This window comes from Pseudomonas monteilii NBRC 103158 = DSM 14164, from assembly GCF_000730605.1.
GTDB lineage: Bacteria > Pseudomonadota > Gammaproteobacteria > Pseudomonadales > Pseudomonadaceae > Aquipseudomonas > Aquipseudomonas monteilii.
This window is the reverse complement of the sequence record NZ_BBIS01000034.1, coordinates 1-16,570: the sequence shown is the minus strand read 5'-3', so window position 1 is coordinate 16,570 and position 16,570 is coordinate 1. Positions and strand designations below refer to the sequence as shown.

Annotated in this window: 14 protein-coding genes; 4 read left to right on the top strand and 10 right to left on the bottom strand. The window is 63.0% G+C overall.

What is annotated here, in order from left to right; translation table 11 throughout:
- The first annotated feature begins 93 nt into the window (after positions 1–93).
- Together PM2_RS18045 and PM2_RS18040 are read left to right on the top strand one after the other, a co-directional pair.
- Positions 94–1,377, top strand: coding sequence for a GGDEF domain-containing protein (locus tag PM2_RS18045; protein ID WP_016714570.1), 1,284 nt, complete (start codon positions 94–96; stop codon positions 1,375–1,377).
- A 124-nt stretch (positions 1,378–1,501) separates the two neighbouring features.
- Complete coding sequence (locus tag PM2_RS18040; protein WP_028699066.1) at positions 1,502–3,280, top strand: acyl-CoA dehydrogenase C-terminal domain-containing protein; 1,779 nt, start codon at positions 1,502–1,504, stop codon at positions 3,278–3,280.
- A 280-nt stretch (positions 3,281–3,560) separates the two neighbouring features.
- On the opposite strand, the gene PM2_RS18035 is transcribed toward PM2_RS18040, so the two are convergent.
- The gene (locus tag PM2_RS18035; RefSeq protein ID WP_028699065.1) at positions 3,561–4,484 is read right to left on the bottom strand and encodes a LysR family transcriptional regulator; all 924 of its coding nucleotides are present in this window, start codon (positions 4,482–4,484) and stop codon (positions 3,561–3,563) included.
- 210 nt (positions 4,485–4,694) lie between these two features.
- On the opposite strand from PM2_RS18035, the gene PM2_RS18030 reads away from it, so the two are divergent.
- Positions 4,695–5,975: an aspartate aminotransferase family protein gene (locus PM2_RS18030; RefSeq protein ID WP_016714572.1), complete on the top strand. Its 1,281-nt coding sequence runs from the start codon at positions 4,695–4,697 to the stop codon at positions 5,973–5,975.
- A 153-nt stretch (positions 5,976–6,128) separates the two neighbouring features.
- Positions 6,129–6,287: a YqaE/Pmp3 family membrane protein gene (locus tag PM2_RS30200; protein ID WP_009681539.1), complete on the top strand. Its 159-nt coding sequence runs from the start codon at positions 6,129–6,131 to the stop codon at positions 6,285–6,287.
- Positions 6,288–6,320: 33 nt separating this feature from the next.
- Here the strand turns inward: PM2_RS30200 and PM2_RS18020 are convergent, their stop codons facing one another.
- The 9 genes from PM2_RS18020 to PM2_RS17985 all read right to left on the bottom strand — a co-directional run bounded on the left by PM2_RS18020 (position 6,321) and on the right by PM2_RS17985 (position 16,375).
- Positions 6,321–8,144 (bottom strand): S9 family peptidase, encoded by a 1,824-nt coding sequence (locus tag PM2_RS18020; RefSeq protein WP_028699064.1) that lies wholly within the window; start codon positions 8,142–8,144, stop codon positions 6,321–6,323.
- Positions 8,110–9,270: a pyrroloquinoline quinone biosynthesis protein PqqE gene (gene pqqE, locus PM2_RS18015; protein WP_019097152.1), complete on the bottom strand. Its 1,161-nt coding sequence runs from the start codon at positions 9,268–9,270 to the stop codon at positions 8,110–8,112. Before pqqE ends, PM2_RS18020 begins: the two co-directional genes overlap by 35 nt.
- Positions 9,242–9,517 carry a pyrroloquinoline quinone biosynthesis peptide chaperone PqqD gene (gene pqqD / locus PM2_RS18010; RefSeq protein ID WP_003255595.1) on the bottom strand — a complete coding sequence of 92 codons (276 nt, stop codon included), beginning with the start codon at positions 9,515–9,517 and terminating at the stop codon, positions 9,242–9,244. Before pqqD ends, pqqE begins: the two co-directional genes overlap by 29 nt.
- Positions 9,514–10,269, bottom strand: a complete 756-nt coding sequence (pqqC, locus tag PM2_RS18005) for a pyrroloquinoline-quinone synthase PqqC (RefSeq protein ID WP_003255592.1) — start codon at positions 10,267–10,269, stop codon at positions 9,514–9,516. The genes pqqD and pqqC overlap by 4 nt, the downstream gene beginning before the upstream one ends.
- A 9-nt stretch (positions 10,270–10,278) precedes the next feature.
- Positions 10,279–11,190, bottom strand: a complete 912-nt coding sequence (pqqB, locus tag PM2_RS18000) for a pyrroloquinoline quinone biosynthesis protein PqqB (protein WP_028699063.1) — start codon at positions 11,188–11,190, stop codon at positions 10,279–10,281.
- A 79-nt stretch (positions 11,191–11,269) separates the two neighbouring features.
- The gene (gene pqqA / locus PM2_RS30195; RefSeq protein WP_003243383.1) at positions 11,270–11,341 is read right to left on the bottom strand and encodes a pyrroloquinoline quinone precursor peptide PqqA; all 72 of its coding nucleotides are present in this window, start codon (positions 11,339–11,341) and stop codon (positions 11,270–11,272) included.
- A 171-nt stretch (positions 11,342–11,512) separates the two neighbouring features.
- Positions 11,513–13,801, bottom strand: a complete 2,289-nt coding sequence (gene pqqF, locus PM2_RS17995; RefSeq protein ID WP_028699062.1) for a pyrroloquinoline quinone biosynthesis protein PqqF — start codon at positions 13,799–13,801, stop codon at positions 11,513–11,515.
- Between the two features lie 82 nt (positions 13,802–13,883).
- Positions 13,884–14,678, bottom strand: coding sequence for a carbon-nitrogen hydrolase family protein (locus PM2_RS17990; RefSeq protein ID WP_016714577.1), 795 nt, complete (start codon positions 14,676–14,678; stop codon positions 13,884–13,886).
- A gap of 14 nt (positions 14,679–14,692) precedes the next feature.
- Positions 14,693–16,375, bottom strand: coding sequence for a flavin monoamine oxidase family protein (locus tag PM2_RS17985; protein WP_016714578.1), 1,683 nt, complete (start codon positions 16,373–16,375; stop codon positions 14,693–14,695).
- Positions 16,376–16,570: the final 195 nt, after the last annotated feature.

The window sequence follows — 16,570 nt, the reverse complement described above, 5'->3', positions numbered from 1 at the left end:
AATTGACCCAACGGCAAATTCAACTGTTCATGTGCACTGCCGATGAACTAAGGGCACAATGCCACTATTGATCTGCCGGGTTGGAGATTACCCTTGTTTCGTCTTAATGCTGTTCGCGCAAGCCACTTCCTGCCTTCGCTGTTCTTGTTGCTGGCAGGGCTCGCCGCAGCCTATGTGAGAGACCTCAGCGTCTTTTTCACATCGCTGTTCAATGTCTTGCCTACTTTGGTTCTGCTGCTGGGCGGCGCCTACTGCGCCGTGTACCGCCGGCAACGTGAGCTGTTCCTGATGCTTACGGTGTACATCGCCTACTTTCTGCTCGACACCCAGACCGACTTCTACCGTGACCATGGCCGCGTGCGCGAGGACGCGGCGGTGATCTTCCACCTGGTGTGCCTGTTGCTGCCCGCGCTGTTCGGCTTGTATGGCGCCTGGCAGGAACGTACCCACTTGCTGCAGGACCTGGTTGCCCGCGGCGCTGTGCTGTTTGCCGTGGGCAGCGTGGCGGTGGCCCTCGAACAAAGCTACCCCGAAGCCCTGTTGAGCTGGTTGGCGGAAATCCGCTGGCCAGCCTTGCATGGCCAGTGGATGAGCCTGATCCAGATGGTTTACCCACTGTTCCTCGTTGTGTTCATCCTGCTGGTAGTGCAATACCTGCGTGCCCCCAGGCCGCTGCATGCTGCGCAGTTGACCGGCCTGCTGGGCATTTTCTGGATGCTGCCGCAAACGTTCATCCTGCCGTTCACCCTTAACATCATGTGCAGCCAAGTGATGTTGATGATCGCCGCAGCGGTAGCGCACGAGGCCTACCAGATGGCCTTCCGCGACGAGCTGACCGGTCTGCCGGGGCGCCGTGCGCTGAACGAGCGCATGCAGCGCCTGGGGCGCAACTATGTGATCGCCATGACCGACGTGGACCACTTCAAGAAATTCAACGATACCCATGGCCACGACGTGGGTGACCAGGTGTTGCGCCTGGTGGCCAGCCGTTTGTCCAAGGTGACCGGCGGCGGCCGGGCCTACCGATATGGCGGCGAGGAGTTCGCTCTGGTGTTCGCGGGCAAGACAGCCGAGGAGTGCGTGCCCCACGTGGAAGCGGTGCGTGAGGTAATCGCCAACTATGTGATGCACCTGCGCGATCAGCACAACCGCCCGCAGGACGATACGGCCGGGCGCCAGCGCCGGGCGGGCAGCAGTGGCGGCACGGTGTCGGTCACCATCAGTATCGGCGTGGCCGAGCGCCAGGCCGATCATCGCAACCCCGAGGCGGTGCTGAAATCCGCCGACCAGGCGCTTTATAGCGCCAAAGGCGCGGGGCGTAATTGTGTCATGGTGCATGGGCAACAATCGCAGCGCGGAGCTGTACGCACGGCGTGACCATGCAATACTGTATGGTCAGTTGATGACCCTATGTCTCGTAAAAGTTGTTCGGTTACACTGCCAGTAACCCCTGTGTCGCGGTTCCCCGAGACCGCCCCGACCCGACTAGTGAGAGGTTGTCATGGCTGACTATAAAGCGCCCCTGCGCGACATGCGCTTCGTACTGAATGAAGTCTTCAACGTGGCTGAGCAGTGGGCGCAGTTGCCCGGGCTGGCTGACGTTGTCGATGCCGACACCGCTCTGGCCGTGCTGGAGGAAGCCGGCAAGGTCACCGCCAAGTCCATCGCGCCGCTCAGCCGCGCCGCAGATGAAGAAGGTTGCCACTGGGACAACGGCGCAGTGCGCACCCCCGCCGGTTTCATCGAGGCCTACAACACCTACGCCGAAGGCGGTTGGGTCGGCGTGGGCGGCGACCCGCTGTTCGGCGGCATGGGCATGCCCAAGGCCATCTCGGCCCAGGTCGAGGAAATGGTCAACGCCTCCAGCCTGGCCTTTGGCTTGTACCCGATGCTGACCGCCGGTGCCTGCCTTTCGATCAATGCCCACGCCAGTGAAGCGCTGAAGGAAAAGTACCTGCCGAACATGTATGCCGGCGTATGGGCCGGTTCCATGTGCCTGACCGAGCCGCACGCCGGTACCGACCTGGGCATCATCCGTACCAAGGCCGAGCCTCAGGCCGATGGTAGCTACAAGGTCAGCGGTACCAAGATCTTCATCACCGGTGGCGAGCACGACCTGACCGAGAACATCATCCACCTGGTGCTGGCCAAGCTGCCGGACGCACCGGCGGGGCCGAAGGGCATTTCGCTGTTCCTGGTGCCCAAGTTGCTGGTCAACGAAGATGGCAGCCTCGGTGCACGCAACCCGGCCACTTGCGGTTCGATCGAACACAAGATGGGCATCCAGGCCTCGGCTACCTGTGTGATGAACTTCGACGAAGCAGTCGGCTATATCGTCGGTGAGCCGAACAAGGGCCTGGCGGCCATGTTCACCATGATGAACTACGAGCGCCTGGGTGTTGGTATCCAGGGCCTGGCCTCGGCCGAGCGCTCCTACCAGAACGCCGTGGAATACGCCCGCGACCGCCTGCAGAGCCGTGCCCCGACTGGCCCGCAGGCCAAGGACAAGGCCGCCGACCCGATCATCGTCCACCCGGACGTGCGCCGCATGCTGCTGACCATGAAAGCGCTGATCGAGGGCGGCCGCGCCTTCTCCACCTACGTAGCCATGCAACTGGACAGTGCCAAGTACAGCGAAGATGCCAGTGTGCGCAAACGCAGCGAAGAGCTGGTGGCGCTGCTCACGCCGGTGGCCAAGGCCTTCCTCACCGACCTGGGGCTGGAGTGCGCGGTGCATGGCCAGCAGGTGTTCGGCGGGCATGGCTACATTCGCGAATGGGGGCAGGAGCAGTTGGTGCGTGATGTGCGCATCACACAGATCTACGAAGGCACCAACGGCATCCAGGCCCTCGACCTGATGGGGCGCAAGGTGGTGGCCAGCGGTGGCGCGTACTACCGGTTGTTCTCCGACGAGATCCGCCAGTTCACTGCCAGCGCAGGTGGCGAGCTGGACGAATTTGCCAAGCCGTTGGCGGCCAGCCTCGACCAGCTCGACGGGCTGACTGAGTGGGTGCTGGAAAAGGCCAAGGGCAACCCGAATGAAATCGGCGCGGCTTCGGTCGAGTACCTGCATGCGTTTGGTTATGTGGCCTACGGCTATATGTGGGCACTGATGGCACGGGCGGCCAAGGCGGGTGAGGGCGACGAGGCGTTCTACTTGGGCAAGCTGGGTACGGCGCGGTTCTACTTTGCGCGGTTGCTGCCACGGGTGGATTCGCTGGTGGCGTCGGTGAAGGCGGGCAGTGAATCGCTGTACCTGCTGGATGCCGAGCAGTTCTGACGTATTTAGGGGCCGCTCGGCGGCCCCGATTTTCGGTATGTCTGGGAATGAATCCCCTTTGTAAGCTTTTTCCTACACGACGTGGTGACTTTTCGCCACTGTTCTCAGATTGGATCCACGGTTAATCTTTAACACATGGACGTTGCGCAGGAAGCGCAAAGGACAGATCAAGGAAGACGACGAAGGACCACCTGCCAGGATGGCGGGGCGATACGGATGTCACAGGGAAACAGTCTGGAAAACCCCGCTTCGGCGGGGTTTTCTTTGTGTGCGTGTTTTTTCAGGCCAGCACATCCAGCGGTGATGCGCCCAACAGGCGGGCATCCGTCTCTTCTTCCAGCAGCGTGCGCAGTAGCTCCACAGAGGCCTGCTGGTGCTGGGCATCGCGGAACACCAGGCCAACCTTCAGCGGCACCCGTGGCTCGCTCAATGGCTTCCACAACAGCCCCTGATCATCTTCGGCGGCCTCCTTGGCCCGCCCGGGCAGGATGGTTGCCAGCGCCGTGTGCGCCAGGCTGTCGAGAATCCCCGCCATGTTGTTCATCTCTGCCTGAACCTGCGGTCGACGGCCCTGGCTGGCCAGTTGCGCCTGCCAGATCTGACGGATCTGGAATTCTTCGCCCAGCATCAGCATGGGCAATTCGGCAGCCTGGCGGATAGACACCTTCTTGAAGTCCTTTAGCGGGTGAGTATCGGGGATGACCAGTTGCAGCTCGTCTTCATACAGCAGCAGGCCATGTAACCCGGGCTGGCGCGGTGGCAGGTAGCTGATGCCGATGTCCAGGCTGCCATTGAGCAGGCGCCGTTCGATCTCCAGCCCCGACAACTCGTAGATCTGCACGACAAGGTGCGGCTGTGCCTTGCGTAGCCGTTCGAGCAGCTGTGGCACCAGGCTCGGTCGTACGGTCTGCAGCACGCCGATGGCCAGGGTGCGTAACGACTGGCCCTTGAAGTTGCGCATGGCTTCGTGGGCGCGCTGTAGGCCGTCAAGCAAGGGCAAGGCATGGTTGTACAGGGTATGGGCAGCCAAGGTGGGCAACAGGCGCTTGTTGCTGCGCTCGAACAGGCTCAAATCAAGGCTGTGCTCCAGTTGCCGGATCTGCTGGGAGAGAGCCGGCTGGGACAGCGACAGGCGTTCTGCAGCGCGGCCCACGTGGCCTTCTTCATACACCGCGACGAAATAACGCAGTTGGCGGAAATCCATAAGTAACACTTATCGAAATTGCTGGAAAAACGAAATGGTCGAAAACCCTCGCGAAGCCTAGTCTATCGCCGTATTCCAGCGGGTTACAGCGATGAATCGTTCGATTGTTACCCCGGATGAAAAACACTTTTGATAGGCAAGGCAAAATATCGAGTGGCGGCACCAAGACCGCACCGTTGCCGCCCCTTACCGTGATTGGTTGGAGCCCTGATGAACCTGTTCAACCTGCGCCGCTCGGCCCCTGTCGCTGCCGCCGAGCCCAAGCGTGCGCCGGTGATCGTGCCGCAAGCCGATGAGCTGTCGCGTGATCGCCTGATGCCCAGCGCCGAGCGCGCAGCGCAGGTGTTCGTGCGCGGTCAAGGCTCCTGGTTGTGGGACAGTGAAGGGCATGCCTACCTGGACTTCACCCAAGGCGGCGCGGTCAACAGCCTGGGCCACAGCCCGAGTGTGCTGGTGAAAGCGCTGGGTAACCAGGCCCAGGCGTTGATCAACCCGGGCTCGGGCTTCCATAGTCGTGGCTTGCTGGGGTTGGTGAACCGCTTGTGTCAGAGCACTGGCAGCGACCAGGCCTACCTGCTCAACAGTGGTGCCGAGGCCTGCGAAGGCGCGATCAAGCTGGCGCGCAAGTGGGGCCAGCTGCACCGCAACGGCGCCTATCACATCATCACGGCCAGCCAGGCCTGTCACGGCCGCAGCCTGGGTGCGCTGTCGGCGTCCGACCCGCTGCCATGCAACCGCTGCGAGCCTGGGCTGCCGGGGTTCAGCAAGGTGCCGTTCAATGACCTGGCGGCACTGCACGCCGAGGTGGATTCACGCACCGTGGCGATCATGCTGGAGCCGATCCAGGGCGAGGCGGGCGTGATTCCGGCAACCCAGGAATACCTCAAGGGTGTGGAAACGCTCTGCCGCGAACTGGGCATCCTGCTGATCCTCGATGAGGTGCAGACCGGTATTGGCCGCTGTGGTGCGCTGCTGGCCGAGGAAACCTACGGCGTGCGTGCCGACATCATTACCCTGGGCAAGGGCTTGGGCGGTGGGGTGCCACTGGCCGCCTTGCTGGCTCGGGGCACGGCGTGCTGCGCCGAGCCTGGCGAACTGGAAGGCAGCCACCACGGCAATGCGCTGATGTGCGCCGCCGGCCTGGCAGTGCTGGACACCGTGCTGGAGCCTGGCTTTTTCACGCATGTGCAGGACAACGGCCGTCACCTGCGTGAAGGCCTGAGCCGGCTGGCCGGGCGCTATGGCCAGGGCGAAGTGCGTGGGCAAGGCCTGCTGTGGGCGCTGCAACTCAAAGAAAACCTGGCCCGTGAACTGGTGGCTGCCGCGCTGCACGAAGGCCTGCTGCTCAACGCGCCACAAGCGGATGTGGTGCGCTTTTCACCTGCGCTGACCGTGAGCAAGGGCAACATCGACGAAATGCTGCTGCGCCTGGCACGCGCTTTTGCCCGCCTTCATGCCCAGCAGCAGGCCCGCCGCGAAGTGCCGGCCTGACTGTGTAGCAACACTGAGAATTCAACGAACCGTCTGGCGTTCCTGCGCATCGCCCCTGGCCTGTTTCATTCGGCCCGGGGCGTTTTTTTTTGCCTGTGGAACCTCTGCGTAGAGCGGCTAGTCTGTGAGATAACCCCTTCAGGAGAGACTCGCATGGACTTTATTCGCATCATCATCGCCATCATCCTGCCGCCGCTGGGCGTGTTCTTGCAGGTGGGGTTTGGCGGGGCGTTCTGGCTGAATATTCTGCTGACCTTGCTGGGCTACATTCCGGGGATCGTGCATGCGGTGTACATCATCGCCAAACGGTGAGGTTTTCCGGGGCCGCCAAGCGGCCCCGGAAGTTCAACCTTTCAACACCCGGCAATAGAACTTCCACTCTTCTTCCAACGCATGCGCCAGGTTCTCTGCCTTGCGGAACCCATGCCGTTCCCCCGCATAGAAGTGCCCCTCAGCCTCGATCCCGTTAGCCTGCAACGCCGCCAGCATCGACCGCGTCTGTTCCGGCACCACCACCGCGTCCAGCTCACCCTGGAAGAAAATCACCGGCACCTTGATCTGCCCCGCATGCAGCAGCGGCGTGCGCTGGCGGTAGCGCTCGGCATCCTGTTGCGGATCGCCGATCAGCCAGTCCAGATAATCGCCCTCAAACTTGTGCGTGGCCCGGCCCAGGGCAACCGGGTCGCTGACCCCGTACAGGCTGGCACCGGCGCGGAACACGTCGTGGAAGGCCAAGGCACAGAGAGTGGTGTAGCCACCTGCGCTGCCGCCACGGATGAACGCCTTACGTTTGTCGACCAGGCCCTGAGCCGCCAGGTACTCGACCGCCGCACAGGCATCGGCCACATCGCTTTCGCCCCAGCGCAGGTGCAATGCCTGGCGGTATTCCCGGCCATAGCCGGTGCTGCCCCGGTAGTTCAGGTCGGCCACGGCAAAGCCGCGCTGGGTCCAGTACTGGATGCGAGGCTCGAGCACCGGATAACAGGCCGAGGTCGGCCCGCCGTGGATGAACACCACCAGCGGCGTGGCGCCTTGCGAGTGCGCTGCCGGGTAGAAGAATCCGTGGGCCCGCTCGCCGTCACTGCCATAGTGAATCGACTGCGGAAGGCTGATTTGCCCTGCCGGCAGTATCTCGGCCCCCCCGGCAAGCACACGTACTTCGTGGTTACTGCGGTCGATGGCAATCACTGCAGGCGGGCTGATGGGCGAGGCGGCAATGGCATAAAGGTGATCGCTGTCCATGGCCAGGCTGCGAAAGCGCGTGTAGCCACTGGCGAAACGCTCCATGCGTCCATCGGTGTTACGCAGCCCCAGTTGCCCGAAGCCGTCTTTGAACCAACTCGCCAGATAGCTTTGCGGCCCCAGTGCCAACCAGGTACAGGTACCCAATTGCCAGGGCGCAGCAGCATGGTCCGCAGTCTCGGCAGGCAACGCCTGCCAGTGGCCATCGACCTCGCCCCAGGGCTGCCAGAAGCCATTGCGGTCGGACAGGCCGTAGAGCCGGCCTTCGGCATCGAAACGCGGTTGTTGCAGCGATTCATCATCGCTTGCCACGCATTGCACGGGGCCCCAGTGGCCACTGCTGTCGCGTGCGCGGCACATCAATCGGGTGATAGTCCAGGGCTGTGCCGGCCGGTCCCATTCGATCCATGCCAGGCGCATGCCATCTGCACTCACTGTGGGTGAGGCGTAAAAATCGGCGCCCTCGGCGAGCACCACCCGGTCGCTCTCACTCAACGCGACAAGCCGATGCTCCACCTGCTCGGCATGGCGTTCCTCGACGGCCAGCACCTGGCCATCGTGCCACTGCACATCGCCGTAGCGGCAGCTGGCATCCTGGGTCAGCGCACGCGGTTGCGAATCGTCCAGCGGCTGGGTGTAGACCTGCTGGTCCTTTTCGTTGACGAACACCAGCCCGTCGCCACCCAGGCAGAAGCTACCACCGCCGTACTCGTAGACCCGGCTGCGCACGCTGAAGCCATCCGGCGTCAGGCAGCGGGCCTGGTGGTACAGCCAGTGCCAGATACGGCAAGCACCATCGGCCGGGCGAAACTCGATCCAGAACAGCCCGTCGGCACTGGCTTTGAGTTCGGCGAAGTCGGTGCCGGCGGCAACGGCCTGGGCCGCGCTGAATTCAGCCACGGGCGATGACACGGGAGTTTCGTTCATTGCGGAAGGTCATTTGTTCAATGGCGAGCTGGGCGCTTTCCGCCTCCTCGCGGGCCTTGAGGATGATGCGGTGGTCGGCCGACTTGGCACACACCGGGTCGGCGTTGCTGGCATCGCCGGTCAGCATGAAGGCCTGGCAGCGACAGCCGCCGAAGTCCTTTTCTTTTTCGTCACAGGAGCGGCACGGTTCGCGCATCCACTCGTAACCACGGAAGCGGTTGAAGCCAAACGACTCATACCAGATATGGTGCAGGTCGTGGTCGCGTACATTGGGGAACTGCACCGGCAGCTGGCGGGCGCCGTGGCAGGGCAGCGCGGTGCCGTCCGGGGTAATGGTGAGGAACAGGTTGCCCCAGCCATTCATACAGGCCTTGGGACGCTCTTCGTAGTAGTCCGGGGTGACGAAGATCAGCTTGCACGGGTTGCCCTCGGCCTTGAGCTTGTCCCGGTATTCGTTGGTGATGCGCTCGGCCCGCTCAAGCTGCGCACGGGTCGGCAGCAGGCCCAGGCGGTTGAGGTGCGCCCAACCGTAGAACTGGCAGGTGGCAAGCTCGACGAAGTCTGCTTCCAGGGCGATGCACAGCTCGATGATGCGGTCGATCTTGTCGATGTTGTGCCGATGGGTAACGAAGTTGAGCACCATCGGGTAGCCGTGGGCCTTCACGGCGCGGGCCATCTCCAGCTTTTGCGCAAAGGCCTTCTTCGAACCGGCCAGCAGGTTGTTCACCTGCTCGTCGCTGGCCTGGAAGCTGATCTGGATATGGTCCAGGCCGGCCTTCTTGAAGTCAGCGATACGCGCTTCGGTCAGGCCAATGCCCGAAGTGATCAGGTTGGTGTAGTAACCCAGCCGGCGGGCTTCGCCGATCAGTTCGGCCAGGTCCTGGCGCACCAGCGGTTCACCGCCGGAAAAGCCGATTTGCGCCGCGCCCATCTCCCGCGCCTCGGCCATGACCTTGAACCACTGCTCGGTGCTCAGCTCCTGGCCCTGGGCGGCAAAGTCCAGCGGGTTGGAGCAGTAAGGGCATTGTAGCGGGCAGCGGTAGGTGAGCTCGGCCAGCAGCCACAGCGGCAGGCCGACCTGGGGCGTGGGCGGCAACTCAGGCGAGGACGATCCAGTGTTCGGCACGGGCCACCTCCATGAACTGCTCGATGTCGTCGGCCACTTCCGGGACATCGGGGAATTGCTGTTCGAGTTCGCTGATGATGGCGGCCACGTCACGTTGGCCGTCGATCAAGCCGCCAATCAGGCTGGCGCTGTCGTTGAGCTTGATCATGCCTTCGGGGTACAGCAGCACATGGCCTTTCTGCGCCGGTTCGTACTGGAAGCGGTAGCCGGGGCGCCAGTTCGGCACCTGATTGCGGTCGAAACTCATAGGGTGATCCCCTTGTGCCACACCCGTTCCTGGGTGACGGAATGATAGGGCGGGCGGTTCAGCTCGTAGGCCATGCTCATGGCGTCGAGCATGCTCCAGAGGATATCCAGCTTGAACTGCAGGATCTCCAGCATACGCTCCTGGCCCGCGCGGGTGGTGTAGTGCTGCAGGGTAATCGCCAGGCCGTGCTCTACGTCACGACGAGCCTGGCCCAGGCGGGTGCGGAAGTATTCGTAGCCGGCCGGGTCGATCCACGGGTAGTGCTGTGGCCAGCTGTCCAGGCGCGACTGGTGGATTTGCGGGGCGAACAACTCGGTCAGCGAGCTGCTGGCCGCTTCCTGCCAGCTGGCGCGGCGGGCGAAGTTGACATAGGCATCGACGGCAAAACGTACGCCGGGCAGTACCAGCTCTTGCGAACGCAGCTGGTCCGGGTCCAGGCCGACAGCCTGGCCCAGGCGCAACCAGGCTTCGATGCCGCCGTCCTCGCCGGGCGCGCCGTCGTGGTCGAGCAGGCGCTGGATCCACTCGCGACGTACTTCGCGGTCCGGGCAGTTGGCCAGGATCGCGGCATCCTTCATCGGGATGTTGACCTGGTAATAGAAGCGGTTGGCTACCCAACCCTGGATCTGCTCACGGGTGGCGCGGCCCTGGTACATCGCCACGTGGTACGGGTGATGAATGTGGTAATAGGCGCCCTTGGCGCGCAGGGCCTGCTCGAATTCGGCAGGGGACATTGGCAATGCGTCGCTCATCAGGGCTCCTTACAACTCAATGCTCATTCCGTCGAAGGCAACTTCCACACCGCGGCGCTGGACTTCGGCGCGCTCCGGGGAGTCTTCATCGAGGATCGGGTTTGTGTTGTTGATGTGGATAAGCACTTTGCGCTGACGCGGGAAAGCGTCCAGCACTTCGAGCATGCCGCCCGGACCGTTCTGCGCCAGGTGGCCCATTTCGCGGCCCGTGCGAGTACCCACGCCACGGCGTTTCATTTCGTCGTCTTCCCACAGCGTGCCGTCGACCAGCAGGCAGTCGGCGCCATGCATCATCGCCAGCAGCTTGTCGTCCACCTGGCCCAGGCCTGGGGCGTAGAACAGCTTGCCGCCGGTGCGGGTGTCTTCGACCAGCAGGCCCAGGTTGTCGCCCGGGTGCGGGTCGAAGCGGTGCGGCGAATAAGGCGGTGCGGCGCTGCGCAGGGGGAATGGGGTGAACTTGAGGTTTGGGCAGGCCTCGATAACGAAGCTACCTTCCAGCTCGATGCGGTTCCACTGCAGGCCACCGTTCCAGTGGCTGAGCATGTTGAACAACGGGAAGCCGGTGGTGAGGTCCTGGTGGACCATGTCGGTGCACCACACCTGGTGCGGGCAGCCTTCACGCAGGCTGAGCAGGCCGGTGGTGTGGTCGATCTGGCTGTCCAGCAGCACGATGGCGTTGATGCCGGTGTCGCGCAGGGCCCGGGCTGGCTGCATCGGCGCGAAGGCCTGGAGCTGGGCGCGGATGTCGGGCGAGGCATTGCACAGCACCCAGTGTACGCCGTCGTCGGACAGGGCGATGGACGACTGGGTGCGCGCGGTGGCCCGCAGGGTGCCGTCACGAAAACCCTTGCAGTTGATGCAGTTGCAGTTCCACTGCGGGAACCCGCCACCGGCGGCGGAGCCGAGAACCTGGATGTACATGGCCACTCTCTATGCAGAAAACCGGATCGGAAAAACGAAAACGCCCCGGCAGGCCGAGGCGTGGAACCCTAAGCCGGGCTTAGCGGTTAGCGAAGTACATGGTGACTTCGAAGCCGATACGCAGATCAGTGTATGCAGGTTTGGTCCACATGGGATTACTCCTTCCGGATGGGTTTGGGGTTGCTCAGTTACTACTTGGGTACCACCGTGCAAAGGCGGTTCCCGGAACTGGGATTGCGCTATCTTACAAGAAAAATTTGTACTGGAAGGTTAATTATTCGAAAAGTGCCGTTGCATTTTGCGTAACAATCACGGGCCTGGATCACTTCCACGTAGGGGTTGGCGCGGCAGCGTTGGCCAAACACAACCAGGAGGCGTCCGCATCGAGCAGGTTACCCAGCAGGTGGTCCAGATCCGTCTGCCGCGTGTTCAGAATAGCCCTGCGCAACGTATCCAGCCTGCCGGGTTGTGTAGCCAGGTGTGTCTGCCACGCCCATTCGGCGACATCGGCGTTGGCCATGGCCGGTTCATCGAATTGACTGGCCAGGGCTTGTTGGGTGCCTGGGTCAAGGGTGACACCCTTGTTGAGTAGCGTGAGCAGGTGGTCGAGGATCTGTGCCTGCTGGGTATGAGGCGATTGCACCCCGAACAGCAGGCCGCCGACCCCCTCTATCTGACGAAAGGTACTGAATACCGCATAGCCGAGTTGCAGCTCCACCCGTAGCCGCTGGTAAACCGGCCCTTGCAGCAGTTGCGCGAGCAGGCGGCCGCTGGCTTCGCTGGCGGCAGGTAGCGGGCAGAACAGCAGCATGGCGTGTTCGCTGCCCGGTACTTCGGCATGCTGCCAACGGCGGTTGGCCCAAGTGGGCAACGGGCTTGGCAGCGAGCCGTGCCCCGGGCAGTGCTGCAGCGCAGTGCTCAGGGCGTTCAGGGCTGAATCGTCGAAGCCTGCGGCCAGGCCGTGCCAGCGTGTGTGCTGCCACAGCTTGTCGAGTTGCTGCTGCTCCAGCGTGCAGGCAGGGCCAGTTGGGGGCGGGGTGCCGAGCACCGCGTCGGGCAGTTGCTTGAGCAAGGCCCTGATGGGGATCAGTGCAACTGGTGGCGTTGTGCAAGGCAACCAGCATCTGGCCGGGGGGGTGACGATCAACGCCAAGGCCTGCGTCACTGCCCGCAGCACCGCTGCCGGTAGCCCGGCGCAGCGCAACTGCCAGTATTCCCCGGCAGCCGTGAATTGCAGTTGTACCGAGGCGCGTTCACAACGCTCCTGCAGTGGCGCCAGGGCCTGTTCGAGCACACCCTGCAAACGTTGGCGCAACGGTGAGGGTACGTGCCAGCGCAGGTAGAGCGCTGCGTATTGGCGGGCACCAGGGAGATGCTCACTGACCCTCAGCGCTGCCGGTAGCGGTATGGCATTGGCCTGGGGCAGATCAGCCATCAGCAAGGGGTCGACCAAGGGCATGTGCCATTGGCCATACACGTTGCATGGCAGGCCTTGCAGCACGGCTTGAAGGGCCTGCAAACCGTGCGCATCCAACTGGGCAAACGGCTGCCCCGTGCTGTCACGCCGGGCCAGTTCAAGTGCACTGGCGCTGCGTTCGCGGCTGTGCTGCAACAGGCCGAATTCGCGGTTCAACAGCTCAAGGTCGGCCTGGCGGATGAAGCTGAACCAGCCGTGTAACAGGGCGCTGGCTTCGTCTGGGCAGGCGTCGGCGCTGAGCTTGAGGTCGAGGTGCCACAGCAGCTGGCCGGCAAAGGCATACAATGTTTCGGCCTTGAAACGTTGCAGCCAGCCACGCTCGCGAAGTGCACCCAGCCAGGTACCCGGGCGGCTGTCGCCGAGGCAGGCGATCAGCAGCTCCAGCGCTTGCTCGGCAGCTGCCGGGAGGTTCTCGTGAGTGAAGGCCAGTGGTGTAGTCGTTGCCGACAATGGCGGCGGTTCGATTTGCGGCACATGCTTGCCTGTGGCGAACAGCGTCGCATGCTGCCGGCCAAATTGCTCCAGCTCATCCAGTGGCTGCGGCCCGCAAAGGCTCAAGACGATCTGGCCGCCCTGGTAGAAGCGTTGGTGGAAGCCCGTAAGTGCTTGCTGAAAGGCAGGGGCCTGCAGGGCCAGGGTATACCGGTTGCCGGCATGAAATGCGCCCAGCGGATGGCCTTGCGACACCGACTGCAACAAGGCGAATTGCTGCTGGGCCTGCGGGTTGCGTGACCAGGCAATGAACTCGGCGTGGATCACTTCACGCTCGCGGCGTTGGCGCTCGATGCCCAGATCCGGTTCGGCCAGCATCTGGCACAGGCGCTCAAGGCCCCCGGCCAACGCATTGGGCGGGACTTCGAAGAAAAAGTCGGTGGTGCGTTCCCGGGTGCTGGCGTTGACCTGGCCGCCCAGGGTCTGCACGTAACGCATCAGGCCGTCGTCCAGCGCAAAGCGTGGGGTGCCGAGGAAGAACAGGTGTTCGAGGAAGTGGGCCAGGCCCGGCCATTTGCCCGGTGCGTCGTGGCTGCCCGCATGCACCCGCAGTGCGGCGGCCGAACGTTTCAGGCGCGGGGCGTGGCGCAGGGTGAGCTGCAGGCCGTTGGCGAGGGTGAGGTGGCGGATGGCGTCAGGCATGGGGGCTCCGGTTGCTGCTGTCCATGCTAACCCATTTGTTTGCAGGCCCGGCCCTTTCGCGGGCTTGCCCGCGAAAGGGCCATCAGCCTTTACGCATGTGCAGTTCCTGACGCAAATCGTTCAGGTACGGGAATGCCTCCCGCCCCTGCACAACCTGCTCATGTTCCAGCTCGGCCAGCAACAGGCATTCATCCCGCCCGCCCATGGCCAGCAAACTACCATCCGGGCCGATGATGCTGCTTTGCCCGCAATACTGGATCTCGTCTTCCGCGCCGCAATAATTGGCATACACCAGGTAGCACTGGTTCTCCTGCGCCCGTGCCCTTACGGTCACCTGGCAGATGAAGTCATACGGCGCCATGTTCGCCGTCGGCACCAGGATCAGCTCGGCACCCGCCAGCGCCAGGCGTCGGGCGTTTTCCGGGAACTCGATGTCGTAGCAGATCAGCAGGCCGACTTTCCAGCCTTCAAGCTCTACCACCGGAAAGTGGTCCGGGCCTGCGCTGAACATCGAACGGTCCAGTTCGCCAAACAGGTGGGTCTTGCGGTAGTTGCACAGGCTGCGGCCATGGGCATCGATCAACTGCACGCTGTTGTAGATCGCGCCATCGTCCGCCCGCTCCGGATAGCCATAGACAAGGGCAATGCGGTGCGCCTGGGCGATTTCCGCTACCTCCATGGCCGCCGGGCCATCGTCAGCTTCGGCCAGGCGCTCGACCCGGGGCAGGCCGATGTTGTAGCCGGTCAGGAACATCTCCGGGCACACCAGGAGCTGTGCGCCGCGCTCGGCTGCCAACTGCGCCTGATGGCGCAGCCGTTGCAAGTTGCCGGGCACATCCAGTGGCTTGGGTGCGCCCTGGAACAAAGCGATGCGCATGACGCCTCCTTGATTCAGTCTGCCAGGGCGATAGGGCCGATTTCATCGAACACATCGCCTGGGCCTGGGTTGTCCGGGTGGGTGTGGCCACCGAAGTGGTTCATGATACCCCACACCGCATTCAGCGATGTTTGCACTGCGCCCTCCACCCAGGCGGGTGTCCACGATACATCGTCACCGGCGATGAACATGCCGCGCTGCTCGGCGGGCATGTCCTGCTGCATGAAGTGTGCGTACATGCGCTGGTTGTAGCGGTAATGACCCGGCAGTGCGCCCTTGAAGGCGCCCAGGAAGTGCGGATCAGCCTCCCACGAAATGGTGATCGGATCGCCGATGATGTGCCCGGCGATATCGGTTTTCGGGTAGATCTTCTTCAGCGCATCCAGGGCCAGCTGCACGCGCTTTTCCACCGGATGCGGCAGCATTTTCAGCGCATCGCTCATCCACGCATAGGACAGGCAGATCACCCCCGGCTTGTCGTCGCCGTTGTCGAACAGGTAGGTACCGCGGGTGAGGCGGTCAGTGAGGGTCATGCTCATCAGGTCACGACCGGTTTCCGGGTCCTTGTCCTTCCAGAATGGCCGGTCGACCATGACGAACGTCTTCGATGACTGCATGTAGCGGGTGCGGTCCAGGGCCATCCACATCTTTTGCGAGAACAGCGATTCCTCGCAGTCGATCTGGGTGGTCAGCAGCCAGGTCTGGCAGGTGGCGAGCACGGCGCCGTAGTGGCGGGTGTCGCCCCAGTTGTCGGTAACCGCCAGGCGGCCGTCAGCAGCGCGGGCGATGCGCTTGACCCCGGTACGCGGTGCACCGCCATGCAGGCCGCTCAGGCTTGTGCCCTCCGGCCAGTGGGCACAGCGCTCCGGCACATGGCGCCAGATCCCTTGCGGCACCTGCTCCACACCGCCGACGACCAGGTGTTGGTGGTCGTCGCAGTTGGTCATCACCACGCGGAAAATTTCCAGCATCGAGTTAGGGAAGTCCGAGTCCCAGCCACCGGTGCCGAAGCCAACCTGGCCGAACACTTCGCGGTGCTGGAAGCTCAGTTTGGCGAACGAACGTGAGGTGGCGACGAAGTCGTAGAACGTGCGGTCGTCCCACAGTGGGACCAGCTTGTTCCACAGCGCTTTAAGGCGCGGTACATCCCGATCGCGGATGGCTTGCTGGATGTCGGCGAACTGGGCACCGCTTTCCAGCGCATCGGCCCAGGCGTCGGCCACTTCGTGGAACAGCTTGGGCAAGTCGGTGGTTTTTTCGGCGTAGTAGGTCTGGCCTTCAAGGTCGATCACGGTGCTGCCCGAGGCCGGGGTCAGCGGGTTGGGGAAAGGCTTGGTTTCCAGGCCCAGCTTGTCCACGTAGTGGTAGAAGGCAGTGGACGACACCGGGAAGCGCATGCCGCCCAGCTCGGCGATGATCCCGTCGGTGCCATTGAAGGCTTGCGAACGCAGCCGGCCGCCCAGCTTGGAGGCCTCGTACACCACCGGCTTTAGGCCTAGCTTCATCAGCTCGTAGGCCGCCACCAGGCCGGCAATACCGGCACCCACGATGGCCACTTCTTCACCCTGGCGCTCAGCCGGAATACTGCCCAGGCCTGCGGGGTGCTCCAGCCAGTCATCGAAAGCGAAGGGGAAGTCCGGGCCGAAGATGGTGATGGGCTTTTTGCCGTCGGCGGGGTGGCGGTTTTTCTTGTTCATGAAGTGACCTTGCCAGAGGGGCTGCGCGGGTGGCGGAGCCTGAGTATAGGAGATGGCTGGAGGTCATTTTAAGGAGTGGGGGAATCGTAATTAAGGTGCATATTGGTGTCTTAATGTATTACTTTTCGTCGAAAAAATAAGTTTAAAGTTATTTATGACGAAGTGTTTGTAGTGCGATTTGCTGTGCCTATCAGA

Coding starts and splice junctions, on each gene's coding strand:
- PM2_RS18040 (WP_028699066.1), top strand. CDS start 1,502: ATGGCTGACTATAAAGCGCCCCTGCGCGACATGCGCTTCGTACTGAAT.
- PM2_RS18035 (WP_028699065.1), bottom strand. CDS start 4,484: ATGGATTTCCGCCAACTGCGTTATTTCGTCGCGGTGTATGAAGAAGGC.
- PM2_RS18030 (WP_016714572.1), top strand. CDS start 4,695: ATGAACCTGTTCAACCTGCGCCGCTCGGCCCCTGTCGCTGCCGCCGAG.
- PM2_RS30200 (WP_009681539.1), top strand. CDS start 6,129: ATGGACTTTATTCGCATCATCATCGCCATCATCCTGCCGCCGCTGGGC.
- PM2_RS18020 (WP_028699064.1), bottom strand. CDS start 8,144: ATGAACGAAACTCCCGTGTCATCGCCCGTGGCTGAATTCAGCGCGGCC.
- pqqD (WP_003255595.1), bottom strand. CDS start 9,517: ATGAGTTTCGACCGCAATCAGGTGCCGAACTGGCGCCCCGGCTACCGC.
- pqqC (WP_003255592.1), bottom strand. CDS start 10,269: ATGAGCGACGCATTGCCAATGTCCCCTGCCGAATTCGAGCAGGCCCTG.
- pqqB (WP_028699063.1), bottom strand. CDS start 11,190: ATGTACATCCAGGTTCTCGGCTCCGCCGCCGGTGGCGGGTTCCCGCAG.
- pqqF (WP_028699062.1), bottom strand. CDS start 13,801: ATGCCTGACGCCATCCGCCACCTCACCCTCGCCAACGGCCTGCAGCTC.
- PM2_RS17990 (WP_016714577.1), bottom strand. CDS start 14,678: ATGCGCATCGCTTTGTTCCAGGGCGCACCCAAGCCACTGGATGTGCCC.
- PM2_RS17985 (WP_016714578.1), bottom strand. CDS start 16,375: ATGAACAAGAAAAACCGCCACCCCGCCGACGGCAAAAAGCCCATCACC.